The sequence below is a fragment of the Paenarthrobacter ilicis genome (assembly GCF_016907545.1).
GTDB classification, from domain to species: domain Bacteria; phylum Actinomycetota; class Actinomycetes; order Actinomycetales; family Micrococcaceae; genus Arthrobacter; species Arthrobacter ilicis.
Genome location: NZ_JAFBCD010000001.1, coordinates 860,215 through 882,687 on the forward strand (window position 1 = coordinate 860,215; position 22,473 = coordinate 882,687).

The following is a 22,473-nucleotide window of genomic DNA, read 5'->3' on the forward strand; positions in this document are numbered from 1 at the left end:
ATGACGCATACGACGACGGAGACCGGCATGGGTGCCGGAATTCCGGCACCGGGGGAGCGGCTCTACTCCGCGTCGGACTGGTACGACGCCGAGGCGCTGCTCACCACCGACGAACGCAGGGTGCTGGCCCGGCTCCGCAGCTTTCTGGACTCCCAAGCCAAGCCGCTCTTGGCCGAGTACTGGGAAAAGGGCGAATTCCCGGACCAGCTGGCACGGCCCCTGATTGATCTTGACCTGATGGAACCCTTTGACGAACCCGCCCGCGGGATCTTTCACGGTTTCCGGATCTTCGAATTCGCGCGCACCGATGCTTCCCTGGCCACGTGGTACACCGCGCAGGCCGGTCTGTTCAGGACCGCCATCCGGGTGGGGGCTTCCGAAGAGCAGCAGCGGGAATGGATGCCGAAGGTCTTAGATTTCTCCCTCAAGGGAGTCTTCTCGCTGACCGAACCGGAGCACGGCTCGGACATCGCCGGTGGCCTCTCAACCACTGCACGGTTCGAGCCGGGACCCGACGGTTCCACCTCATCTGACGCCGGAAGTTGGGTTTTGGACGGAGCCAAACGGTGGATCGGGGGAGCCTCAGCGGCAGACGTGCTGTGTGTGTTCGCCCGGGATGTGGCCGACGGGCAGGTGAAGGCTTTTCTGGTGGATCGAACCGCCGCCGGGGTGAACCTGGAGAAAATCCATGGGAAAACCTCATTGCGGATGATGCAAAACGCCCACATCACCCTGAACAGTGTCCGGGTCCCGGAGGCGCAGCGGCTGCACAAAGTGAACTCCTTCAAGGATGTTGCGGCGATGCTTCGCGCCATGCGTTCGGATGTTGCGTGGATCGCGACCGGGCTCCAGGCAGGCGCCTTTGAAGCAGCCTTGGCCTATGTCAAGGAACGCCAACAGTTCGGGCGGTCGCTGGGATCCTTCCAGCTGGTCCAGGAGAAGCTTGCCCGGATGCTTGGCAACATCACCGCGTCACTCTCCCTGGTGGTGCGGCTGACCGAACAGCAGGGCTGGGGAATCTTCCGGGACCAGGACTCGGCCCTGGCCAAAATGCAGACGTCGCTGCTGATGCGCGAAACCGTGGCCCTTGCCCGCGAAGCAGTGGGCGGCAACGGCATAACGCTCGCCTCCGACGTCGCGCGTTTCCACGCGGACGCCGAGGCCGTCTATTCCTACGAAGGCACCCACGACATCAACGCCCTCATCATTGGCCGGGCGCTCACAGGCGCCAGCGCCTTCACCCACTGATTCTCTTCAACCACCAACTGCCAGGAGGCAAAGATGCCCAATCTCGTCGTCGATTTCGACACCCTGCTCACCATGTCCGGCAAGGACCTGGGAACCACCGACTACCGTGAAATCACCCAGCAGCAGATCAACCTGTTTGCAGATGCCACGGATGACCAGCAGTGGATCCACGTTGATCCGGAGCGCGCCAAAGACGGACCCTTCGGTGCCCCGATCGCCCACGGGTTCCTCACGTTGTCCCTGATCATCCCTTTCTGGGGCGAGCTGTTCGACGTCGAAAACGTCACCACCAAAGTCAACTACGGCCTGGACAAGGTCCGGTTCACCTCACCGGTGAAGGTGGGCTCCAAGGTCCGCATGAACGGCAGCATCGCCGAGGTCACTGAGGTCAAGGGCGGGGCCCAGATCAAAGTCAACGCAACCATCGAGATCGAGGGGCAGGAACGCCCGGCCGTCGTGGCCGAATTCCTGGCCCGTTTCTACAAATAACCAAACCCTCTCCTTCAACTCCAAGGAACAGCCATGTCAGGACGCACTGCGCTCGCATCGTCGAGCACGGCCGGCAAGCGCAAAGAAGCGCGCACCGTCATCATGTCCAGCTACCTGGGCAGCACCATCGAGTTCTACGACTTCCTGCTGTACGCAACCGCCGCAGCCGTCGCGTTTCCCAAGGTGTTCTTCGCCGGCACCGATGAATGGGTGGGCGTGGTGGCAGCGTACGCAACCTTCGCCGCAGGCTACGTCGCGCGGCCCCTGGGCGGCATCATCTTTGGTCATTTCGGGGACCGCATCGGACGGAAGGGAATGCTCATTGTGTCCATGGCCATGATGGGCATCGCCTCCACCATGATCGGGCTGATCCCCGGAGCCAACGTCATTGGCCCGTGGGGTGCCGTGCTGCTGGTGGTGCTGCGTGTCTTCCAGGGCATCGCTGTCGGCGGCGAATGGGGAGGTGCCGCGCTGATGGCGCTGGAGCACTCCGACCCCAAACGGCGCGGTTTCGCGGCTTCATTCGTGAACGCCGGCGCACCCACCGGCGCCGTGTTGGGCACCGTTGTCATGGGTATTTTCTCGGCCCTCCCGCAGGACGCGTTCCTGGCGTGGGGTTGGCGTGTGCCGTTCCTGTTGTCCTTTGTCCTGCTGATCGTGGGTATGTTCGTGCGGCTGCGCGTTTCGGAGAGTCCCATCTTTGCCGAGGCAGTCGCCAAGGAAACCGCAGCGGGCAAGCAGCGCAAAATTCCGTTGCTTGAAGTGCTGAAGCATCCCAAAGCACTCATCATGATCATGTTTGCCGGAGCGGCGGGCTTTGGCCTCCAGGTGGTGCTGCCCACCTTCGCCGTCACCTACGCGGTGTCCAAAGGGGCGCCACAGCAAGGAGTGCTGTACGCCTTCGCAGGGGCTTCAGCGATTTCCATCCTCTTTGTCCTGCTGGGCGGGCGGTTGTCGGACCGTTTGGGGCGGCGGCCAGTGATGATCGCCGGACTGGCCATGTTCGTTCTGTACCTGTTCCCCATGTTCGGGCTGCTCAGTTCCGGCAACGTCGCCTTGGTCTTCCTGGCATTCGCTGTGGCCTTGATCCTGCACTCATCGCTTTACGGCCCCTTGGCAGCGTTCGTCTCCGAGCAATTCGGTACCACCAACCGCTACACCGGTGCTGCCGTGGGCTACCAGCTGGCCACCCTGATCGGCGCAGGCTTCACACCGGGGATCGTTGCCGGGCTGTACAAGGACTCGGGCCAAAGCATCGTCCCCGTAGTGATCTTCCTGTCAGTGATGTCGCTGGTATCGATTGTCTTCATCCTGCTGACACGGGAGTCTAAGAACAACGACCTTTCAACGGTCAGTTAGGAGTACCGAACCATGGACAACAACGGAGTTGGATCCTGGCTGCGCCGACGCCTCGCAAAATCGGGGTCCAAAGCGGCCTTGGTTTCCGGGGACAGCACGCTCACCTACGCCCGGCTCTCGGAACGGACGGACCGATTGGCCAATGCCTTGGCGGCCAGGGGAGTGGTCAAGGGAGATCGCGTGGCCTACCTCGGTGAAAACCACCCGTCCTTTGTGGAGACCTTCTTTGCCTGTGGTGTGGTGGGAGCCCTGTTCGTTCCCCTCAACACCCGCCTGGCAGCACCGGAACTTCAGTTCCAGCTTCAGGACTCGGGAGCCCGGCTGTTGATCAACGCATCCGCCCTGGAAGGTGTGGCGTCCGCGGCCGTGTCGGACACGGAGGTCACCCACCGTTTTGTGGTGGCTCCCGACGACGGCCCGGAAAGCGCGGCGCCCCAGCTGCCAACCGGCGTCGAACACTATGCTGCGGTGATTGAAGCGGCGGCCGACGCGCCCCTGGACCAACCGGTGGCGTTGGAGGATGCCGCCATGATCCTCTACACCTCAGGCACCACCGGTAAACCCAAGGGTGCGCTCCTGACCCACGGAAACATCACCTGGAACTGCATCAACACCGTGGTGGACATGGACCTCAGCCGGAACGACGTAGCCCTGATGATCTCTCCGCTGTTCCACGTGGCGTCACTGGACATGGGCCTGTTGCCGATGTTGCTCAAGGGCGCCACGGTGGTGCTCGAAGCGAAGTTCGACGCCGGGTTGGTTCTGGAGCTGGTGGAACGCCACAAGATCACCACGCTTAACGGCGTCCCCACCACGTTCCAGATGCTGTGCGACCACCCCACCTGGGCGACGACGGATCTGACCTCCCTGGAGAAACTCACCTGCGGCGGTTCCGCCGTTCCGCAGAGAGTCCTGGATGCGTATGAACAGCGCGGAATCGGCTTCACCAGTTGCTATGGAATGACCGAGACCGCGCCGGGTGCCACCATGCTTCCGGTTGCCAATTCCAAGGACAAGGCAGGCTCCGCGGGGTTGCCGCACTTCTTTACCGATGTCCGCATCGCCGATCCCTTGGGCGGCATCGCAGGCCTTGGCGAGGTGGGCGAAATCCAGATCTCCGGACCCAATGTCATCAAGGAGTACTGGAACCGGCCCGAAGCCACGGCAGACAGCTATGCCGACTCGGTCTGGTTCCGCTCCGGGGACATGGGGTATGTGGACAGTGAAGGATTCCTCTTTGTCTCGGACCGGATCAAGGACATGATCATTTCCGGTGGCGAGAACATCTACCCGGCAGAGGTGGAGGCCGCCATCGCGGAGCTGGCGGCCGTGGCCAGCGTGGCCGTGATCGGCGTCGCTGACGAGCTGTGGGGCGAAGTTCCCCGCGCTGTCGTGACGTTGAGGGAGGGGCTGACGCTCACGGAGGATGAGCTGCGCTCGCACCTGGACGGGAAGCTGGCGCGGTACAAGATCCCCAAGTCCGTGGTGTTCGTTCAGGACATGCCGCGGACAGCCAGTGGGAAGATCCGTAAAACGGACCTTCGCCGGCAGTTCGCCCACTAGTGATGCTTTCGCAGTTCCGGCCGACTTATTGACGACATATTCCTTCAACAGGCTAAATCCGGGTTAATTTCATCCATCGAACTGCCTAATCCGGGCTGGGGGCATTACGATTGGCACGACTCGTCACTGAGTACACCCAACTCACCTAGCCCCGGGGGATATACCAATGAGCTATCCGCAACAACCGCAACAGACCCAGCCCTACGCAGCGCAGGCCGGCGAGCCGCCGCTGTGGGCACCCTACTACGGCGCACCGATTGGCGCAGCCGTCCAGCGTTTCTTCAAGAAGTACGCCACGTTCAGCGGCCGCGCCAGCCGCAGCGAATACTGGTGGGTCGCCTTGGTGCTCGGCGTTGTCGGCCTTGTGCTGCAGATCCTCGCCGGCGTTCTTGGAGCAGCCGGGGCCACCGTTTCCGCAAGCGGAACCGCCACGCCTGGCCCGGGCTTCGTTATCGGCATGATCATCTACGTCGTCTTCTACTTGGCAATCCTGATCCCGTCGCTTTCCCTGTTGGTTCGTCGTCTCCACGATGGCAACTTCAGCGGCTGGCTGGCATTGCTGGTTGTTGTGCCGATCGTGGTTCTGGTCCTCTCGCTCCTGCCGTCCAACCCGGCCGGTCAGCGGTTTGATCAGCCGACTGCCTAGTCACGAACCAGGCACGGCCTCAGCAATAAGCACGCACAAGGGGCGGCACGGATGTGCCGCCCCTTGTGCGTGCCCTGACCAGCCACTCCATGGCATGCTGTCTCACACAAGGACCACCCCCGACGACGAGGAGCGCCATGGCCAGGACACTCATCAAGCGCTGTGCCGTGGTGGGCGGCGGGATCATTGGTGTGGCGGTGGCGCGGGAACTGGGTAAGAGGCTCGACGGCGTTGAGGTCACCCTCTACGAGAAGGAAGACCGCCTGGCTGCGCACCAAACCGGTCACAACTCAGGGGTGGTCCACGCGGGCCTTTATTACGAGCCCGGCGGTCTCAAGGCGAAACTCTGCCGGCGCGGGGTGAACCTGCTCAGAGACTTCTGTGCAGACAAGAACCTGCCCTATGAGGCCTGCGGGAAGCTGGTCATTGCCCAAACACCTGAGGAACAACGACGCCTGGAGGCCATCTTCTCCCGGGCCTGGGCCAACGGGGTGCCGGGGGTGCGGATGCTGCGTGCCGAGCAAATTCGCGAGGTGGAACCGAATGCCGTGGGACTGTCCGCGCTGCACTCGCCGGAGACGGCAATCGTGGACTACGCAGCCATCACCAATGCACTGGCCGACGACGTCCGGGCGGCAGGTGGGTCCATCCGGTTGGGGCTGGAAGTTACCTCGCTTGAGCAACAGGACCATGGCGTGCAGCTGCAGACCAAGGATGGCAGCGGGCACTTTGACCTGGTGGTTGCCTGCGCCGGCCTGCAGTCCGATCGTTTGGCCAAGGCCACCGGAGAACCGTCAACTCCCCGGATTGTGCCCTTCTTTGGCCAGTACTTTCTCCTGGGCCCGGAAGCGCGGGCACAGGTGAGGGGACTGATTTACCCCGTCCCCGATCCCAAGCACCCGTTTCTGGGCGTGCACCTGACCAAACGGATCGACGGCGAGATGATGCTTGGCCCCAACGCGTTCATCTCCCTGGGGCGTGAGGCGTATTCGTGGGGCACTGTGAACCCCAAAGACGTGCTGGATTACGCTCTCTTCCCGGGATTTTGGAACTTTGCCCGGCAGAACGTTCCGTCCGCGGTCCGTGAGTTCCACACGGTAGTGAGTAAGAAGAAGTTCCTCCGCGAGGCCATGCGCTTCGTGCCCGCGCTGGAGGGTGCCACGGTGCTCCCGGGAACCCGCGGCGTGCGCGCCCAGGCCATGAATGGCGACGGCTCCTTGGTGGATGACTTCGTCATCGCACGACGCCGGGACGCAGTAATGGTCCGGAACGCGCCTTCTCCCGGGGCTACTTCCTCCATGGCTATCGCGGAGTACATCGTGGAGCAAGCACTGGCTGGCTGAGTCGCCGCAGCTGCGGGCCACCAAGGTGCGCCGTGACAGTTTACAAGCCCGTGACATCAGCGAAACCCCGTCAGAACCGGGGCTGGTTAGCGTGGGCACATGATCGCAGCAGCAGCCTCGTTGGCAACCAAGATAGGCTCCACCATCGGAGCGTGGATCGAAGCCGCCTATGTGCTGGACTGCAGTGGTCCGGATGCTGAAACGCACCAGGGCCGTGGGGGCGACCTGACGTGGCTCCCGGCCCTCAGCGGAGTCACCGTAGCCAGCGCCAGGGCCATTCAGTCGCACGCGGCCGCGGCCTCCCGGGAGGCCTAGTTTCGCGACAGGGGTTGGCTTGAGTGTTGCGTTGAGCACACTTTTCGTTGTATAGGGCTCCCGTGGCCTAAACTGCTGCACTGAGGTGCCGGAATAGGCACTCTGCGGCAACGAAAGCGAACCCTCAATGGCTACTGATTACGACGCCCCTCGCAAGACAGAAGAAGACTCTCCCGCCGAATCGCTTGAGGCACTCCAAGCATCACGAGGCAACTCCGCGCAGGCGGCAGTGATCGATATTGAGGACACCGATACAGCCGAAGGAATCGACCTTCCGGGCGCCGACCTTTCCGGCGAGGAACTGACGGTGGTTGTGGTGCCCGAGCAATCTGATGAATTCACCTGTGCCTCGTGCTTCCTGGTCCGCCACCGCTCCCAGGTTGCCCTGGAAAAGAATGGCATGAAGTACTGCAAGGACTGCGAAGGCTAATCGTCCGGCACTTCGTTACCCTTGGTCACGGGAGGGGGCAGGGCCAACCCTGTCCGACCCCTGGAATGCCCGCTTTTCGGGCTTCCGATAACCCTCCTGTGACCGTCCGGAACCTCTCCTAACGGTTCTGCGCCGAAGCGGTCTCGGCCCGTTCTTTTGCCCGCATTGCCTCCTAAAGTTGAAGTATCAACTTCGCCTGAAGGAGGCAGAAAAATGAGGAAATTCGGAGCGGGTTTGGCGGCCGTACTCGCAGTCGCCGGGCTCGGTCTGGCAGTGCCGGGGCCCGCCTCGGCTGCAACGTATTGCGGCATCCCGTGGGGTTCGTTGGCCAAGGCCGATCCCCATATGAGTTCCGCAAATGTCACCGGCGTCCGCACAGGCCAGCAACCGTGCTACGACCGCCTGGTGATCGATATGACCGGCAAAGCAGCAGGGTATTCCGTGCGCTATGTCCCGGCAGTCATCCAGGATGCCACCGGCTTCCAGATCCCCATGGCCGGCGGCGCCTACCTCCAGTTGACGGTCACTGCTCCGTCCTACGACACCGCCGGTCAGGTAACGTACGCCCCGGTGTTCAAGGAAGAAGTCTCCAACGTCGGCGGCTATCAAACGTTCCGGCAGATTGCTTACGCCGGAAGCTTTGAGGGCACCACCAGCCTGGGAGTGGGCGTACGTGCCCGGCTTCCGTTCAGGGTACTCATCCTTGATGGTCCCGACGGCGGTTCACGCTTGGTGGTGGACGTGGCCCACCACTGGTAATCCATTCACTCGGGGACCACCAAGGCCGGGGTGTCTTTCCGGAGGGTATCGCCCCGGAAGAACCCCGGGCTCACCCGGGCAAAGATGAGCATGACCACTGCCCCCAGTGCCAGGATCCCAATTCCCAGGACGAACACCAGCCCCACACCGAAGATTTCTGAGCCGCTCCCGAATTCCGGTGCCCAGCTGTCCACGGCGGTCTGCAGGAACACCACGAACAGGCCGACGCCGCCCAGCAACGGGCACATCAGGCGGAGGAAGAAGTTCCGTGCACTGGAGAAGACGCTGTTGCGGAAGTACCAAACGCAGGCAATGGCCGTGAGCCCGTAGTAGAAGCAGATCATCAGGCCCAGGGCCAGGATGGTGTCGTTCAGGACGTTCTCGCTGATCACGTGCATCACCGCATAGAAGCCCGCGGACAGGACGCCGGCAGCAATGGTGGCGAAGCCCGGCGTCGAGTACTTTTTGCTCATGTGGCGGAAGGGCTTGGGGAGGGCGCCGTAGTGCGCCATCGCCAGCAGGCTCCGGGAGGGGGAAGTGAACGTGGACTGGAGGGACGCTGCCGAGCTTGAGAGCACTGCCAGGGACATAAGGATGGCAAACGGGCCCATCACGGGAGACGCCAAGGCGGTGAAAACGTTGGCTTGGTTCTCCGGGTTGTTGAGTCCCACTCCGGTGTCTCCTACGCCGGCGAACATCATGGTGGCAATGGTCACCACCAGGTAGATGCCCAGGACAACCACGGCGGTAAGGGTGCCGGCCAGTCCGGAGGTCTTCTTGCCGTTGGCCGTTTCCTCGTTCACGGTGAGGCAGACGTCCCAGCCCCAGTAAACAAAGATGGACAGTGAAATGCCTGCTGCAATCTGGCCGAACGTTTCGATTTTGGTGACGTCGAACCAGTCCATGCTGAACGGGACGGCGGTCTCCGACGTGGACCAGTTGGCGAAGGCCATGGTCACAAAGAGCCCCAGGACCAGCAACTGGAACCCCACCAATCCGTACTGGACGATCTTGGTGGTGTGGAGTCCCCGGTAGCTGATCCAGACGGCCAAGGCAACGAACACCAGGCAGGTCAGGACGTTCACGGCCTTGTTGTCCGCGAGGTCCGACAGTTCCGCGTTGCCGGTGGCCTGTGCCAGGAAGAGGTAGAAGAAGTCCACGGCTACCCCGGCCAGGTTGGACAGAACAATGATGTTGGCGGCGAGGAGGCCCCAGCCACCCATCCAGCCCACCCATGGGCCGAACGCTTTGGTGACCCAGGTGAAGGTTGTGCCGCTGTCCGGGGAGTCGGCATTGAGCTCCCGGTAGGCCAGCGAAACCAGGATCATGGGGATGAAGCCGATCAGGAAGATCACGGGCAGTTGCAGCCCGGCCTGGTTGACCGTTGGGCCCAGCGCGCTGGTCAGCGTGTAGGCCGGGGCGACGGTGGAAATACCAAGAACGACGACGGCGAGGAGCCCCAGTTGCCCCGTCTTCAGTCCCTTGCCGCTGATCTGGTGCGCGGGGGCAGCCTTGGCGCTGCTGCGGATGGTCTGGCTCATAGTGGGCCCTTTCTAGATGGCCGAAGGCTGCTGCTGCGTGATGCAGTGGATGCCGCCACCCCGGGCAAAGAGCTCGCGTGCGTCAACGCTGACGACGCGGCGTCCGGGGTAGGCATCGGCGAGAATGCGCTGTGCTTTCTCGTCCATGGGGTCGTTGAAACTGCAGGCGATGACTCCGCCGTTGACCACCAGGTGGTTGATGTAGCTGAAGTCCACAAACCCTTCGTCGTCCGTGAGGGTTTGCGGTGCCGGAACTTCGATGATGTTCCATTCGCGGCCTGCTGCGTCATGGGTGGTGCGCAGGAAGTCGATGATGTCGCGGGAGACTTTGTGGTCCGGGTGCGCGGGGTTTTGCTGGGAATGGACCAGCAGCGTCCCCGGGCTTGGAATGGCAGCCACAATGTCCACATGGCCACGTGTGCCGAACTTCTCCGAGTCGCGGGTCAGGCCGCGGGGGAGCCACACCACGTGGGTGGCGCCGATGGTACGGGCCAGTTCCTGCTCGATGTCCGCTTTGGTCAGGCCGGGGTTCCTGCCCTGATCCAGCTGAACCGTCTCGGTGACCAGTACGGTTCCTTCGCCGTCCACTTGGATGCCGCCGCCTTCGTTGACGATTCCGGAAGGAAGGTGCCGGGCTCCAGAGTTGCCGGCCACGCATTCGGCCACCAGGGAGTCCTTGTCCCAGGCAGCCCAGTCCTGGCCGCCCCAGCCGTTAAAGATCCAGTCCACGGCTCCCAGTGTCCTGTTGGCGTCGAGCACGAACGACGGTCCGATGTCCCGCATCCAGGCGTCGTTGAGCTCGGCGGTCAGTACCTCAACGCGTGGGTCCAGGTAACGCGCAGCCAGCTGGACGTCGTCGGGCGCCACCACCATGGTGACCGGCTCAAATTCCAGGACTGCATTGGCGACGGCGGCCCAGGTGGAGCGCGCGGCGTGTGCCTCTTCCTCAGTGTCACCCAGGGTGTAACCCCCGGTGGGGAAAGCCATCCAGACGCGGTCCTGCGGTGCCGTTTCCGCCGGCATGCGCCAGGCGCTCACGCGCTGACTGCCTGGTTCTCGGAGCCGAGGGGAGCGTCGGCGTTCACCGGTTCGGTGAGGCGGGCGTATGTTTCCGGGCGCCGGGTTGAAAGGAACGGGAACAGCGTCAGCCAGTCCCTCCTCTGGTCCAGGTCCAGGTCCGCCACCAGGACGGCGGATTCGTCGCGGGGAGCCTGGGCCAGGATGCGGCCGTAGGGATCTGAAATGAAGGAGGATCCGTAGAAGTCCAGGGTCCCTTCGTTGCCGTAGCGGTTGGGAACCACCATGAACAGCCCGTTGGCGATCCCGTTGCCCACGATCACCTGCTGCCAGAGGGGCTGGGTATCGAAGTCCGGGTGGTCCGGTTCGGAACCGATTGCCGTGGGGTACACCAGGATTTCTGCGCCGCCCAGGGAGTACAGGCGGGCAAGTTCCGGGAACCATTCATCCCAGCAGGTGGGCATGCCCAGCTTGGCGCCGCCCAGTTCCGCGGGGGCGTGGACCGCATAGGCGTCCTGGGCGTCAGGGCCTTTGCGGAAGAACTTGTCCTCGTAATATCCGGCGGTGACGGGGATGTGCAGCTTGTGCGTGCGGGCCACAAGCTCGCCGGCGGGGGATACCAGGATGGCGGTGTTCAGGCCCAGGCCGTCGTCCGTGCCGTCCGGATTCTCTGCGCGCTGGTACAGCGAGGCGTGGACCGAGACACCGTACTTCCGCGCCGCGTGGGCGGCAAAAGTGAACGTGGGACCCGTGAGCAGGTCCTCCGTGATGTCCGATGGACGGATCCCCGCACCCGGGTTGTTTTCCGGCCGGGTGTCCGCCGGGTAGCGGGAGAGCGTCAGCTCCGGAAGGAACACCACCGAGGCGCCCAGCTGGGCTGCGCGCTCGATGCCGTGGTTCAGTTCGGCGTGCAGGGCAGCCTGGTCGGCGTGCCAGCGGTGTTGGACGACGCCGACACGCAGCGGCGTGCGGGTGGAGGGCTCGGTGCGGGCCAAGGAGGTGGGGGCTTCAAGGCGGGTAATTTCAATCATGGTGGCATGTACTCCGATGAGACGACAGTCACTAAATGAATAGCGTTCATTTAGTATGGTGTGTGTCACGCTGGAGCGCAAGGCTTAAGCGAATGCCATTCATTTGTTACTGGAGTGATGCCACGTGCTTCAGCCCAGATCGGCTCCTGTGGGAAGTGTGAGGATCTCTGCGCCATCCCTGGTGATGGCGATGGTGTGCTCGCTGTGGGCCGTGCGGCAGCCAGTGGCGCTTCGCAGCGTCCAGCCGTCGTCGTCGGTGACCAGCTGGGCGGTGTCCTCCATGACCCACGGTTCAAGGGCCAGCAAGAGACCCGGGCGCAGCTTGTATCCCCGCCCCGGACGGCCCATGTTGGGAACGTGCGGATCCTGGTGCATGGTGGATCCGATGCCGTGGCCGCCGAACTCGACGTTGACGGGGTAGCCCGCCTCACCCAGCACTGATCCGATCGCGTAGGAGAGATCGCCTATCCGCGCCCCGGGCCGGGCTGCGGCGATGCCTGCCTTCAAGGCCTGTTCGGTAACGTCGATCATCGCCACGCTCTCTGCCGGCTTGGAGTTGCCCACAATGAAGCTGATGGCCGAATCGGCGGCGATCCCGCGGAGGGATACGGCCAGGTCCAGAGTCAGGAGGTCCCCGTCAGCCAGGACATGGTCGCGGGGCTTCCCGTGCAACACGGCATCGTTGACCCCGGTGCAAATGTAATGCCCAAAGGGACCCCGCCCGAACGATGGCGCGTAGTCCACATAGCAGGACTGCCCGCCCGCCTGAAGGATCATGTCCTTGGTCCACTGATTGATCTCCAGGAGGTTGGTTCCCACGGTGCAGCGGGACTTCAGGCTGTGCAGGATATTGCCCACAAGTGCGCCCGCATCTTTGGCTCGGAGAAGTTCGCTGGGGCTGAGGATTTCGATCATGACGCGCCTTTCGAAGGAAATTCCAATAACTATCCCGGCAATATTATCCCGGTATTAGAATTGGAGCCATGGTCAGGCTTCCCCTTACGCCCGCAGAGGCCGAGCGCGGTCAGCGTCTCGGCGCCCTTTTGCGACGGGCAAGGGGTGAGCGTTCCATGCTGGAGACGGCGCTGGATGCCCGGGTTTCACCGGAAACCCTCAGGAAAATCGAGTCGGGCCGCGTTGCCACCCCGGCCTTCCCCACCGTTGCAGCCATCGCGGACGTGCTGGGCCTCTCCCTGGATGAAGTGTGGGCGGAAATCAACCAGCCGGATAATGCCGTGGCCTCCCGCCGCAACGCCCGCGAGTGGCTCGCCTCCTAGCCGGGGCTGTTCATGGGCCATTATTCGGATCGTTTTGGCCTGGCCCGCACGTGCATCCGCTCGCCCTGCTGGCCAAACAGTGTCAGCAGCTCAACCGGACGCCCGTCGGCGCTCGCGAACCAGTGGGGTGTGCGCGTGTCGAACTCGGCCACTTCGCCGGGTTTGAGGACAAAGTCGTTGTCGCCCAATACCAGCCGCAGGTTGCCGTTGAGGATATACATCCAGTCATAACCCTCATGGGACTGCGGGGTGGGCATCTCCTTGCCGGTTCCGGGGCGAAGCACCATTTTGAACGCCTGGATTCCGCCCGGCCTCTTGGTCAGCGGGACCGCCGTTCCCCACTCATGGACGTGGGGTTTGAGGTGGATGCGGGGGTCTCCCGTTTCGGGTGCATCAATCAGTTCCTCCAAGGGCACCTGGTGCAGCCGGGCTATGGGGAGCAGCAGTTCCAACGTGGGTTTCCGCTGGCCGGATTCAAGCCGCGACAGTGTACTGACTGAAATTCCTGTGGCCGCTGAAGCCTCGGCCAGGGTCACGTTGCGCTGGGTCCGCATGGCCCGCAGGCGGGGGCCCACTGCGTCCAGCATTGTGCTGAAGTCCGATGTCATGGCTCCAGTTTGCCATAGCGGCAAAAATAATTGCCGGATTGGCTTCCTGTGGCAAACCATGGAAGAGGCGGCAAGGAGCCGGTCCAAGGATGTGGAGGAACAGTGGAACGCGATTCAGGGAATGACCGGACGCTTGATCAGTACGACGTCGTGGTGGTTGGTGGTGGCTCGGCCGGGTTAAGTGCGGCCGTGACGCTGGGCCGGGCACGGCGATCGGTGCTGGTGGTGGACACCGGCGCACCACGCAACGCGCCGGCCGCGGGCGTCCACGGGTTCCTGTCCCGGGACGGCATCAGCCCGCTGGAGTTGCTGGCACTTGGGCGCGAAGAGGCACTTTCCTACGGGGCCGTCGTCGTGAACGGCGAAGTGGTGGCAGCGCGTTCGACGGCGGAACCCGGGGCTGCTGCCGGGCCCGCCTTCGAGGTGGTGCTGGCCGATGGAACCGTTGTGGGCGCGCGGCGCCTGCTGGTGGCTTCCGGAGTAGTGGACACCCTTCCTGACGTTGCAGGAATGCAGGAGCGGTGGGGCAAAGACGTTTTGCACTGCCCGTATTGCCACGGGTGGGAGGTCAAGGACAAGGCCATTGGAATCGTGGGATCCGGGCCCATGTCCATGCACCAGACATTGCTCTTCCGGCAGTGGAGCCCGGACATCACCCTGTTCCTCAACGAGTCAGTGGAACCCACGGACGAGCAGTGGGAGCAGTTGGCCGCACGTTCCATCACCGTGGTGGAAGGCAGGGTTCAGGCCCTGGACGTTACCGGGGATGCCCTGAGCGGTGTGGTGCTTGCCTCAGGAAAAGTGGTGCCGGTGGACGCGATCGTTGCCGCGCCGCGGATGGACGTGCGCTCCGCTGTCCTGGAGTCCCTCGGCATTCCTGCCGTGGAACACCCCATGGGCGTGGGCACGTACATCGAGGCGGACCCCATGGGCGGTGCCACCTCGGTGCCTGGCGTGTGGGCCGCCGGCAACGTCGCCAACCCCACGGCGCAGGTCATGGCATCGGCCGCTGCGGGAACCATGGCCGGAGCCGCCATCAACGCGGACCTGATCATGGCCGAGACAAAGGCCGCTGTGGAGGCCGCACGGAAAGCACCCGTGGCCTTATAGCGCCAGGCTCAGCCCGCCAGCTCCGCCCGGAGTGGATAGGCGGCGCCATCCAGGATGACCTGGAGGCACCGGCCGTCCGGATTCACCAGAAGGGGGGCCATCAGGTTCACGGTGGTCTTCCCGGGTGCAGGGTTCACCACCACCAAGACGGTTCCCTCCGCAGTGCTGCCCATTCCCAGTGTTTCCAAAACCGCGGGAGGGACAACCGGCTGGTAATCAGGGACGTACACGGCAGCGTCCGCCACGAACATCCGCACCCGCGGCTGGGCCACTTCCAGTGCGTAGAGGCCCTCCGCGCCGGCAATCCCGCGCAGGGAGAAGCCTTCTGCGGACTCCAGGCCCGGCATGGGCGAGACAAAATCCAGCGTGTCGAACGCCAAAGCCGTGCTCATCGGAGAAAGTCCATGAGCGTGGGCTGCAGCACCTTGGCCGTGACGGCAAGCGCCACCTGGTAGCTGGTTTCCTGCAATTTCAAATCCATGACCGCCTTTCCCAAATCCATGTCCTCAACACGGGACCGCTGGGTTTCCAGCGTAGTTTTCATCCCTTCCAGGGAGTCCTGAGCCTGTCCCAGCCGCGTCTGCCGCATGCCCACGTCCGAGCGCCCGTCGATCACCGCTTTGATCCGGTCGCCGATCGCGGCCAGCCGGGCGTTGGGATCGGCCCCGGAGCGAATATCGGCGACGACGTCACTCACCAAAGCGAACACCGAGCCGGCGCCATCGCCAAAGATCGCACCGCCGTCGGAATCCACACGGACGGTCCGCGCCGCGTCGACCCGGCGCTCCACCGAGCTGCCGCCCGTCCCGAGGAACGATGGGGGCGTGGTGTTGGTAAAGGCACCCACTGTGTCCGAGCTGCCGGCGAAGACGTTGCGGCCCAGGTATTGCGTGTTGGCCTGCGTGAGGAGATCCTTGCCCAGGCCTTCGATCTCGACGGCGATCGCTTCCTTCGCGGTGCTGTTGAGCGTCCCGTTGGAGGCCTGGACCACCAGGTCCCGCACGCGGTTGAGGATGTTGGTTGACTGACCCAGGGCGGTGTCCGCGGCGGCCAGCCAGCCGTTGCCGTCGCTGATATTGGAGCCGTACTGCGTAGCTGCACTGAGTTGGGCGCGCTTGGCGATGGCTTGGGCCGCACCGGCGGGGTCGTCCGAGGGGCGGCTGATGTTCTTCAGCGTCTGGGCCCGTTCCTGCAACTCCGCGAGCCGGGATTGGGACATTTGCAGGTTCCGCTGCGCGGAGGCTGACATCATCTGGTTGGTCACTCGATTGAGCACGGCTTACCTTCCCACCAATCCGGTGCGGTTAATCAGGACATCCAGGGCTTCGTCAATGGCCGTCATCACGCGGGCCGCCGCTTGATAGGCATGCTGGCTTGCCAGCAAAGCCACGTTTTCTTCATCCAGGCTCACCGCCGCGGACGAGGAACGCTGCCCGACGGCGGAAGCACTCGCCGCGTCAGCCAACCGGGAGTGTTGTTGGGCTGACCTGGAGGCCATTCCGATGCCGGCCACCACGCCGTTCCAGAACGTGTCCGGTGCACCCGGTTTCGAGCCAACCTGGGCCACAGCGTCGGCGATGCTGCCGTCCAGGGACCCGCCTCCGGGCGCGCCGGCAGCGATTCCTGCGGCGTTGGTGGGAACAACACGGAGGGACAGCGCAGCGGGAGCTCCGGGTGTGATGGCGAAGAAATCCAGGTTGCCTGTCCCGTTGGGGGTTTGACCTGTGCGGTGGACAGCATTGACGTCGTTCATCAATTGGGTGGCGAAAGCGTTGTAGGCGGCTGCCGCTTCAGCGATCGCCCCGCCGGTTCCTTGTCCCTTGCTCCCGGCTGCTGCAGGTGCCAGGAGCGATACCGCTCCGGCGAGTTGTCCGCCGTCGAGGTTTACCGCGACGCCCGGACGGTCCTTCCACTCCAGCCGCACCGGCTGACCGGCCGCGCCCATGGTGGTCTGGCCAGCCAGCTTCAGTTCCCGGTGCGAGGTCCCCGAGACCAGGGCGTTGCCGCCGACGACCACGTCCGCGGTGCCATCTGCGTTGTCACGGACCGTTCCGCCCGCCAACGTGGCGATGGCTTCGGTCATCTGGTTCCTGGCATCGATGAGTTCGTTGGCGGAACCACCGGATGCCAGCACCGAGCGGATGGTCGCATTGAGCTCGGCAACCCGGCCGGCCACGGCGTTGAGCTCATCCACGGTGGTTGAAGCCTCGCCCCTGACGCGGGTCCACTGAGCATCGAGTGCCTTGTAGCCCGAGGACACCGTTGCGCTGAGGGTGGTGGCGGCTTCCAGCAATACCGACGCCGGAGTGGCCTCGCCCGGGTGGTTTGAGACCCCCTGCCATGACGCCCAAAAGGTGTGCAACGCCGTCGAGATTCCGTGCGGTCCGGGTTCCTGGAGTGCGTCCTCAAGCTGCTGCAATTCGGTGGAGCGGAGTCCCGTAAAGCCGGTTTGCGCCGCAGTGTTGCGGACTCCTGCGTCCAGGAAGCTGTTGCCAAGCCGCGCGATTCCGTCCACTGACACGCCTTGTCCGGCCTGGCCGATGGACGGGTTAAGCCCAACGGAAGACGGCGCACCGATGGCTGACTGTTCCAGTCGCTGGCGCGTGTAGCCGGGAGTGGTGGCGTTGGCGATGTTCTGCCCGGCCAGGTTGATGGCTTGCTGGGCCGCGGTGAGGCCACGGTAGGCCGTATTGAGTCCGCCGAAGGTGCTCACGTGAAGATGTCCTTTTCGCTGGTGTGACGGTCAGAATTGCCGGTCGACCAGGTGCGCTGCTGCCCGGTCCCCGGTGCGGCCCTGGGAGTCGTAGGTCCCAGCCGCGGGTTTGAGGTCTGCCAGGGTTTCCTGGGTGGAGCGGACGGCTGCGCGCAGGAACTGCTGGTTGGCATCGCGAAGTTCCTTGATGGCCGCCGTCTGTTGGCGCATGGCTGTGACGTGGGATGTGAGGACCTCGGCCCAGGCAGGATCCGGCGCTGCTTCGGCCAGCTCGGCAAGCGGGGAATCCGGCGAGACGCCCCATTGCGCAGCAACGGCAGCGATCTCTACTGCGCGTGCCAGTCCGGCCTGGGAAACGCGCTCCAGTACCTGTTCCACTTCCCGGGTGCCGTGGGGCAACCAACGGGACTTGCCGGCCGTCAGGAGCAGTTGCTCTTCTTCGAGCTTAAAGGTCAACAGGTCCAATAGTTCGCGCTCGCGCCACAGAAGGGCAGACAGTTCTTGGATGGCCACGGGGGTCAACTCCAATTCCGGTATCGGGTGCGGTTGTGGTGGCGTAGCTCCCGCCAACTCCCCATTAGCTATCGGCCGCGCCGGCGCCGGGGTTAGGCGGCGGGGCCCCTGAATCTTTACGCAGGAATTTCCTAACGGGTCCGCAGTGGCCGGTCGATAGTGCTCTGTGACGGCCCACGGATGGGCTGTCGCACCTTAAGTCCACATCATGGAGGAAACAACATGGGCATGCAGATCAACAACAACCTGATGGCAAACAACGCGTACCGCAACTTGAACGCCACGCAGGACAACCTGTCCAAGTCGATGGAGAAGCTCTCCAGCGGCCTGCGCATCAACCGTGCTGCGGACGACGCAGCCGGCCTTGCCATTTCTGAAGGCCTCAAGTCCCAGGTGAGCGGCTCCGCGGTTGCCGCACGTAACGCCCAGGACGGCATCAGCCTCATCCAGACCACTGAAGGTGCCCTCAGCGAGGTCCACTCCGTACTGCAGCGCATGCGCGACCTCGCAGTCCAGGGTGCCTCCGACACCAACAACACGGCAGCACGCGATGCCATCAAGGACGAAGCCGATTCGCTGGGCAAGGAGCTGGACCGCATCACGCAGTCCACCAACTTCAACGGCATCGACCTGCTCAAGGGCGGTTCGAAGAACATCCAGGTTGGTACCGCCGGTACTGCCAACGACACCATCGCCGTCAACCTTGGCGACGTGGCAACGGCTGCCGGCACCCTGTCCTCGGCCACTGGCGCAACCGGTTTCGATGTCACCACCAACGCCGCTGCCCAGACCACGATCACGGCTATCGACGCAGCGATCACCACGGTTTCGGCACAGCGCTCGGACCTCGGCGCCAACCAGAACCGCCTGGACCACGCGATCAAGACGCTGAACGTCTCCGGCGAAAACCTGCAGGCCGCACAGTCCCGCATCGCCGACACGGACATGGCAGCCGAAATGGTCAAGTACACCAAGGCCAACATCCTGTCCCAGGCCGGCACTGCCATGCTGGCCCAGGCAAACCAGTCCGGCCAGGGTGTCCTGTCCCTCCTGCGCTAAGCCTTCACGGTTTTTAGACGCATGAGCCTGCGCCGGCCGGCCGGGACCCGTCCTGGCCGGCCGGCGTCGGACACTTCGTACAACGAGCCTTCCGGAAGGGGCACGCGTGGGAACTGCGATTGACGGCCTTGTCAGCGGCCTCAAAACCACCGATCTGATCAACTCGTTCATGTCGGTCGAGGCACTGCCGCAGACCCAGCTCAAGACCAAGCTGGCGGCCAACCAGACCATCATTTCCACGCTGCAATCCTTCAATACCAAGCTGACGGCATTGAAGGACCTTTCCGTGGCAGGCTCGGCTGCCGGTGCGCTGAACCTTTTCACCGCAAGCAGCAGCGCACCTTCCATCACGGCAAAGACCACGACGGCGGCCTCTGCCGGATCGATCGATCTGACAGTCACGCAGTTGGCCCAGACCCAGGTCAACGTCACTGCTGCAATGACCGCTTGGCCGGCCGGCGGCGGTGTGCCTGACCGGCTCACGATTGTCGATTCCACGGGTAAGAAGACCGAGGTTGTCCCTGCGGGAACATCCTTGGATGACGTGGTTTCGGCCATCAACGCAGCCTCTGCCGGTGCGCATGCCGTGAAAGTCCCGGCGGGCAACGGGACTTACCGGCTGCAGCTCACAGCCACCACCCCAGGGGCGGCCGGTGCGTTTACCGCCTACCGTGGCACCCCCGCGCAGGTGGGTGATGGCACCGCAGTGGACCTGGTGAGCGAGGCGGGTGCCGCCGTCGTGAAATCCGCCCAAGACGCCCAAGCGACGCTGTACGCCGGCACTGCCGCCGCGCAGGTCCTGACGTCCGGCAGCAATACCTTCCAGGATGTCCTTCCCGGTGTCTCCATCACGGCGTCGGCTGTGACGGCGGGTCCGGTCACGGTGACTGTTGCGAGCGACGTTGCCGGGACCACCAAGAAAGCCGAGGACCTGGTCAAATCGGTCAACGACGTCCTGGGGTTCATTGCCATCTACTCTGCGGTGTCAAAGACCACTGATTCCAAGGGCGCCTCCGTGCCCAAGGCCGGGATTTTCACGGGCAACAGCACGGTCCGCGCGGTCAACGACCAAGTTCTGGCTGCACTGTCCCGGCCCATCGCCGGGAAGTCTCCCGCCGAGTACGGCATCAACATCACCAAAGCTGGCGACTTCACCTTCGACGCCGACAAGTTCGCCAAGTCACTCGCCGCTGATCCCGTGGCCACCCAGGCAGCCGTCCAGGGACTCGCGGCACGGCTCGCCGACGCCGCCACGGCAGCCTCGGACCCTTACAAGGGCGCGGTGTCCGGGCTCATCAAGGGCCGCGAATCCGAAGTCAGGGATCTCGGCAACAGGATCGCGGACTGGGACCAGCGCCTCATCACCCGCCGCGCCACGCTGCAGTCGGTCTACACCAACATGGAGGTTGTCCTCGGCGGCCTCCAGTCCCAATCGGCCTGGTTGTCCGGTCAAATTTCCAGTCTCTCGAAGCAGTCCTCAGGAGAATAATGGCACTCCGCGCCCAGCAAATTTCCCGGTACAACGACGACGCTGTCCTTTCCGCGCCTCCAGCACGGTTGCTCACCATGCTCTACGACAGGCTCTTGTTGGACCTCAAGCGCGCCCAGCTCGCCCAAGAGGGCAACACGTGGGACACGGCCCGCGAAAACCTGCTGCACGCCCAGGCCATTGTGACTGAGCTGCGTTCCTCGCTGCGGACGGACGCCTGGGACGGCGCGGAGTCATTGGCAAGCATCTACGACTACTGTCTTGAAGCCCTGATAGGCGCCAATATTTACCGCGACGTGGACCGTACCAAGGAATGCGTCGAACTCCTTGAGCCGTTGCGCCAAGGCTGGCACGAGGCCGCGGCAGCACTGTCAGCACATGCCCCGGTTCCCACGTCCGCACCCGTTGCCAGTGGCAGGGCCCTTGGAGTCGCTTGAGGCCTGGGCCGGGATCCTGGACGGTTTCGAGCGGGACATTGCCCTGGCTGTCTCCGGTGGGGAGGTTCCGTCGTGGACGCCCCCGCTGGAGGTGGGGCCACTGCCCGCAGCCTTGGCTGACCGCGCCCGAAGGGTCCTTGATGCCCAAGCGGACGCGGTCGCCATGGTTGCGGGGTTGAAGCACGACGCCGGCACGCAGCTCGGTGCCATCGACGCCGTGCGATCGGGCGCGGGCCCGGACCGGCCGTTATTGCTCGACGTTCGCGGCTAGTCGGAGGCCCCGGCGCCGAGGAATTCAAGTGCCGCCGTAGCCATGGCCTTCGAACCGTGGGCCAGCGTCGGCTGGATGACCGGTGCGAAGTAGGGGGAGTGGTTGGACGGAACATCGGGGAGCCTGCCGGTGGTTGCCCACTCCTGGAACAACGCCGGGTCCGCACCGCCAAGGAACCAGAACACCAAGGGAGCATCGGCAGCCTTCGCCAGCGCTCCGACGTCCTCGCTGCCGGACACCGGGCCGGGATCGATGATGTGTCCTTCACCGAAAGCAGTCTGGAATGCGGCCTTGACCCGTGCGGCGGCCGCTTCATCATTGACCGTCAACGGGAAGTGTTCTTCATAGACGAATTCCGGATCCTTGGGGGCACCGGATGCGGTCGCCTCGCTCTTGACGATCCGTTCAATGGAGCCCAGCACCTTGTCCCGGGTTGCGTCGCTGAAGGACCGGACACTCAGTCCCAGGCTCGCGGTCTCGGGGATGATGTTGTTCTTGGTACCGGAATGGATCTGGCCCACCGTTACCACTGCAGAGTCGCTGGCGGCGAGTTCCCGGGACACGATTCCCTGCAAACGGACGGTGGCGGCAGCTGCCATGAAGACAGGATCAACGGTGGTCTCGGGACGGGAACCGTGGCCGCCACGCCCATGCAGGATCACGTTGAGGGAATCGGCTGAGGCCATGGTGACGCCGGCGCGCACGCCGAACCAACCGGCCGGAAAAGGCGCCACGTGTTGGCCCAGGACGACGTCCGGCTTGGGAACGCGCTCATACAGACCATCCTTGACCATGGTCTGCGCCCCACCGCCCCACTCCTCTGCGGGCTGGAAGACTGCGATGAGGGTGCCCTGCCATTCCTGCTTCCGGCCGGCCAGTGATTCGGCCGCGCCCACCAGGCACGTCACGTGGACGTCGTGCCCGCAGGCGTGCATCACGGAGACGTCATTTCCTTCAGGGTCCACGCCGGCTGCCGTGCTTGCATAGTCCAGGCCAGTGGCCTCCTTGACCGGCAGGGCATCCATGTCCGCACGGAGCATGACCACCGGCCCAGGGCCGTTCTCAAGGACACCCACCACCCCGGTCTTGCCCACATTGCGATGCACGGTGAAGCCAAGGTCTTCCAGGTGTTGGGCTGCGATGCCGGACGTCCGGACTTCCTGGAAGGAGAGTTCAGGGTTCGTGTGCAGGTCTTTGTAAAGCTCTTCGAGGTCAATCGTCATGAATCTGCCCTTTTTTCGTTCGACGCCGTAGG

The 22,473-nt window shown here is 63.8% G+C and carries 25 protein-coding genes; 15 read left to right on the forward strand and 10 right to left on the reverse strand.

All coding sequences use genetic code 11. The annotated features are described in order from the left end of the window. The 9 genes from JOE60_RS04035 (at position 1) to JOE60_RS04075 (ending at position 8,152) form a co-directional block, all read left to right on the forward strand. Positions 1-1,248 carry an acyl-CoA dehydrogenase family protein gene (locus JOE60_RS04035; RefSeq protein WP_239528810.1) on the forward strand — a complete coding sequence of 416 codons (1,248 nt, stop codon included), beginning with the start codon at positions 1-3 and terminating at the stop codon, positions 1,246-1,248. Between the two features lie 33 nt (positions 1,249-1,281). Beyond that, positions 1,282-1,737, forward strand: coding sequence for a MaoC family dehydratase (locus tag JOE60_RS04040; protein WP_167264297.1), 456 nt, complete (start codon positions 1,282-1,284; stop codon positions 1,735-1,737). A gap of 33 nt (positions 1,738-1,770) precedes the next feature. Next, entirely contained in the window at positions 1,771-3,096 is a 1,326-nt protein-coding gene (locus JOE60_RS04045) for an MFS transporter (protein WP_167264299.1), read from the forward strand. Between the two features lie 12 nt (positions 3,097-3,108). Next, positions 3,109-4,659: an o-succinylbenzoate--CoA ligase gene (menE, locus tag JOE60_RS04050; RefSeq protein WP_167264301.1), complete on the forward strand. Its 1,551-nt coding sequence runs from the start codon at positions 3,109-3,111 to the stop codon at positions 4,657-4,659. A 166-nt stretch (positions 4,660-4,825) separates the two neighbouring features. Beyond that, positions 4,826-5,305, forward strand: a complete 480-nt coding sequence (locus JOE60_RS04055) for a DUF805 domain-containing protein (RefSeq protein WP_167264303.1) — start codon at positions 4,826-4,828, stop codon at positions 5,303-5,305. Positions 5,306-5,442: 137 nt separating this feature from the next. Beyond that, positions 5,443-6,648: an L-2-hydroxyglutarate oxidase gene (gene lhgO, locus JOE60_RS04060; protein WP_167264305.1), complete on the forward strand. Its 1,206-nt coding sequence runs from the start codon at positions 5,443-5,445 to the stop codon at positions 6,646-6,648. Between the two features lie 99 nt (positions 6,649-6,747). Continuing rightward, entirely contained in the window at positions 6,748-6,963 is a 216-nt protein-coding gene (locus tag JOE60_RS04065) for a hypothetical protein (protein ID WP_167264307.1), read from the forward strand. 127 nt (positions 6,964-7,090) lie between these two features. Further along, the gene (locus JOE60_RS04070; protein WP_167264309.1) at positions 7,091-7,393 is read left to right on the forward strand and encodes a DUF4193 domain-containing protein; all 303 of its coding nucleotides are present in this window, start codon (positions 7,091-7,093) and stop codon (positions 7,391-7,393) included. A gap of 213 nt (positions 7,394-7,606) precedes the next feature. Further along, positions 7,607-8,152: an AMIN-like domain-containing (lipo)protein gene (locus JOE60_RS04075; RefSeq protein ID WP_167264311.1), complete on the forward strand. Its 546-nt coding sequence runs from the start codon at positions 7,607-7,609 to the stop codon at positions 8,150-8,152. A gap of 5 nt (positions 8,153-8,157) precedes the next feature. Here JOE60_RS04075 and JOE60_RS04080 read toward each other — a convergent pair whose 3' ends face one another. From JOE60_RS04080 to map, 4 genes are all read right to left on the reverse strand, one after another. Next, on the reverse strand, positions 8,158-9,693 hold the full coding sequence (locus tag JOE60_RS04080; protein ID WP_167264313.1) for an APC family permease: 1,536 nt from the start codon (positions 9,691-9,693) through the stop codon (positions 8,158-8,160). Positions 9,694-9,705: 12 nt separating this feature from the next. Beyond that, positions 9,706-10,731, reverse strand: coding sequence for an agmatine deiminase family protein (locus JOE60_RS04085; RefSeq protein ID WP_167264315.1), 1,026 nt, complete (start codon positions 10,729-10,731; stop codon positions 9,706-9,708). After that, positions 10,728-11,741 (reverse strand): nitrilase-related carbon-nitrogen hydrolase, encoded by a 1,014-nt coding sequence (locus JOE60_RS04090; RefSeq protein ID WP_167264316.1) that lies wholly within the window; start codon positions 11,739-11,741, stop codon positions 10,728-10,730. Before JOE60_RS04090 ends, JOE60_RS04085 begins: the two co-directional genes overlap by 4 nt. A 129-nt stretch (positions 11,742-11,870) precedes the next feature. Further along, on the reverse strand, positions 11,871-12,656 hold the full coding sequence (map, locus tag JOE60_RS04095; protein ID WP_167264318.1) for a type I methionyl aminopeptidase: 786 nt from the start codon (positions 12,654-12,656) through the stop codon (positions 11,871-11,873). A 68-nt stretch (positions 12,657-12,724) separates the two neighbouring features. Here map and JOE60_RS04100 point away from each other — a divergent pair, with 68 nt between their 5' ends. Beyond that, on the forward strand, positions 12,725-13,018 hold the full coding sequence (locus JOE60_RS04100) for a helix-turn-helix domain-containing protein (RefSeq protein ID WP_167264320.1): 294 nt from the start codon (positions 12,725-12,727) through the stop codon (positions 13,016-13,018). 20 nt (positions 13,019-13,038) lie between these two features. On the opposite strand, the gene JOE60_RS04105 is transcribed toward JOE60_RS04100, so the two are convergent. Beyond that, positions 13,039-13,626 (reverse strand): helix-turn-helix domain-containing protein, encoded by a 588-nt coding sequence (locus JOE60_RS04105; protein ID WP_204814828.1) that lies wholly within the window; start codon positions 13,624-13,626, stop codon positions 13,039-13,041. A gap of 102 nt (positions 13,627-13,728) precedes the next feature. Between JOE60_RS04105 and JOE60_RS04110 the strand changes: the two genes are divergently transcribed. After that, positions 13,729-14,736, forward strand: coding sequence for an FAD-dependent oxidoreductase (locus tag JOE60_RS04110; protein ID WP_167264324.1), 1,008 nt, complete (start codon positions 13,729-13,731; stop codon positions 14,734-14,736). Positions 14,737-14,744: 8 nt separating this feature from the next. On the opposite strand, the gene JOE60_RS04115 is transcribed toward JOE60_RS04110, so the two are convergent. From JOE60_RS04115 to JOE60_RS04130, 4 genes are read right to left on the reverse strand one after another with little or no spacing between them, the layout of a single operon-like run. Beyond that, positions 14,745-15,128: a flagellar assembly protein FliW gene (locus tag JOE60_RS04115; RefSeq protein WP_167264326.1), complete on the reverse strand. Its 384-nt coding sequence runs from the start codon at positions 15,126-15,128 to the stop codon at positions 14,745-14,747. Continuing rightward, a complete protein-coding gene (gene flgL / locus JOE60_RS18525) occupies positions 15,125-16,012 on the reverse strand; it encodes a flagellar hook-associated protein FlgL (protein ID WP_167264328.1) in 888 nt (295 codons plus the stop codon). The genes JOE60_RS04115 and flgL overlap by 4 nt, the downstream gene beginning before the upstream one ends. Before the next feature lie 3 nt (positions 16,013-16,015). Next, positions 16,016-17,449 carry a flagellar hook-associated protein FlgK gene (flgK, locus tag JOE60_RS04125; RefSeq protein ID WP_167264330.1) on the reverse strand — a complete coding sequence of 478 codons (1,434 nt, stop codon included), beginning with the start codon at positions 17,447-17,449 and terminating at the stop codon, positions 16,016-16,018. 30 nt (positions 17,450-17,479) lie between these two features. Then, on the reverse strand, positions 17,480-17,962 hold the full coding sequence (locus JOE60_RS04130; protein ID WP_167264332.1) for a flagellar protein FlgN: 483 nt from the start codon (positions 17,960-17,962) through the stop codon (positions 17,480-17,482). 222 nt (positions 17,963-18,184) lie between these two features. Here JOE60_RS04130 and JOE60_RS04135 point away from each other — a divergent pair, with 222 nt between their 5' ends. From JOE60_RS04135 to JOE60_RS04150, 4 genes are all read left to right on the forward strand, one after another. Continuing rightward, the gene (locus JOE60_RS04135) at positions 18,185-19,021 is read left to right on the forward strand and encodes a flagellin N-terminal helical domain-containing protein (RefSeq protein ID WP_204814829.1); all 837 of its coding nucleotides are present in this window, start codon (positions 18,185-18,187) and stop codon (positions 19,019-19,021) included. A 106-nt stretch (positions 19,022-19,127) separates the two neighbouring features. Further along, positions 19,128-20,510: a flagellar filament capping protein FliD gene (gene fliD / locus JOE60_RS04140; RefSeq protein WP_167264334.1), complete on the forward strand. Its 1,383-nt coding sequence runs from the start codon at positions 19,128-19,130 to the stop codon at positions 20,508-20,510. After that, on the forward strand, positions 20,510-20,947 hold the full coding sequence (gene fliS / locus JOE60_RS04145; RefSeq protein WP_167264336.1) for a flagellar export chaperone FliS: 438 nt from the start codon (positions 20,510-20,512) through the stop codon (positions 20,945-20,947). Before fliD ends, fliS begins: the two co-directional genes overlap by 1 nt. Further along, positions 20,934-21,218, forward strand: a complete 285-nt coding sequence (locus tag JOE60_RS04150; protein ID WP_167264338.1) for a hypothetical protein — start codon at positions 20,934-20,936, stop codon at positions 21,216-21,218. Before fliS ends, JOE60_RS04150 begins: the two co-directional genes overlap by 14 nt. On the opposite strand, the gene JOE60_RS04155 is transcribed toward JOE60_RS04150, so the two are convergent. Continuing rightward, the gene (locus tag JOE60_RS04155) at positions 21,215-22,441 is read right to left on the reverse strand and encodes an amidohydrolase (protein ID WP_167264340.1); all 1,227 of its coding nucleotides are present in this window, start codon (positions 22,439-22,441) and stop codon (positions 21,215-21,217) included. The two genes, JOE60_RS04150 and JOE60_RS04155, sit on opposite strands and share 4 nt — an antisense overlap. Between the last annotated feature and the right edge of the window lie 32 nt (positions 22,442-22,473).

Coding starts and splice junctions, on each gene's coding strand:
- JOE60_RS04045 (WP_167264299.1), top strand. CDS start 1,771: ATGTCAGGACGCACTGCGCTCGCATCGTCGAGCACGGCCGGCAAGCGC.
- JOE60_RS04115 (WP_167264326.1), bottom strand. CDS start 15,128: ATGAGCACGGCTTTGGCGTTCGACACGCTGGATTTTGTCTCGCCCATG.
- JOE60_RS04040 (WP_167264297.1), top strand. CDS start 1,282: ATGCCCAATCTCGTCGTCGATTTCGACACCCTGCTCACCATGTCCGGC.
- JOE60_RS04100 (WP_167264320.1), top strand. CDS start 12,725: ATGGTCAGGCTTCCCCTTACGCCCGCAGAGGCCGAGCGCGGTCAGCGT.
- map (WP_167264318.1), bottom strand. CDS start 12,656: ATGATCGAAATCCTCAGCCCCAGCGAACTTCTCCGAGCCAAAGATGCG.
- lhgO (WP_167264305.1), top strand. CDS start 5,443: ATGGCCAGGACACTCATCAAGCGCTGTGCCGTGGTGGGCGGCGGGATC.
- JOE60_RS04075 (WP_167264311.1), top strand. CDS start 7,607: ATGAGGAAATTCGGAGCGGGTTTGGCGGCCGTACTCGCAGTCGCCGGG.
- JOE60_RS04135 (WP_204814829.1), top strand. CDS start 18,185: ATGGGCATGCAGATCAACAACAACCTGATGGCAAACAACGCGTACCGC.
- JOE60_RS04070 (WP_167264309.1), top strand. CDS start 7,091: ATGGCTACTGATTACGACGCCCCTCGCAAGACAGAAGAAGACTCTCCC.
- JOE60_RS04035 (WP_239528810.1), top strand. CDS start 1: ATGACGCATACGACGACGGAGACCGGCATGGGTGCCGGAATTCCGGCA.
- JOE60_RS04105 (WP_204814828.1), bottom strand. CDS start 13,626: ATGACATCGGACTTCAGCACAATGCTGGACGCAGTGGGCCCCCGCCTG.
- JOE60_RS04065 (WP_167264307.1), top strand. CDS start 6,748: ATGATCGCAGCAGCAGCCTCGTTGGCAACCAAGATAGGCTCCACCATC.
- JOE60_RS04155 (WP_167264340.1), bottom strand. CDS start 22,441: ATGACGATTGACCTCGAAGAGCTTTACAAAGACCTGCACACGAACCCT.
- menE (WP_167264301.1), top strand. CDS start 3,109: ATGGACAACAACGGAGTTGGATCCTGGCTGCGCCGACGCCTCGCAAAA.
- JOE60_RS04080 (WP_167264313.1), bottom strand. CDS start 9,693: ATGAGCCAGACCATCCGCAGCAGCGCCAAGGCTGCCCCCGCGCACCAG.
- JOE60_RS04090 (WP_167264316.1), bottom strand. CDS start 11,741: ATGATTGAAATTACCCGCCTTGAAGCCCCCACCTCCTTGGCCCGCACC.
- JOE60_RS04055 (WP_167264303.1), top strand. CDS start 4,826: ATGAGCTATCCGCAACAACCGCAACAGACCCAGCCCTACGCAGCGCAG.
- fliS (WP_167264336.1), top strand. CDS start 20,510: ATGGCACTCCGCGCCCAGCAAATTTCCCGGTACAACGACGACGCTGTC.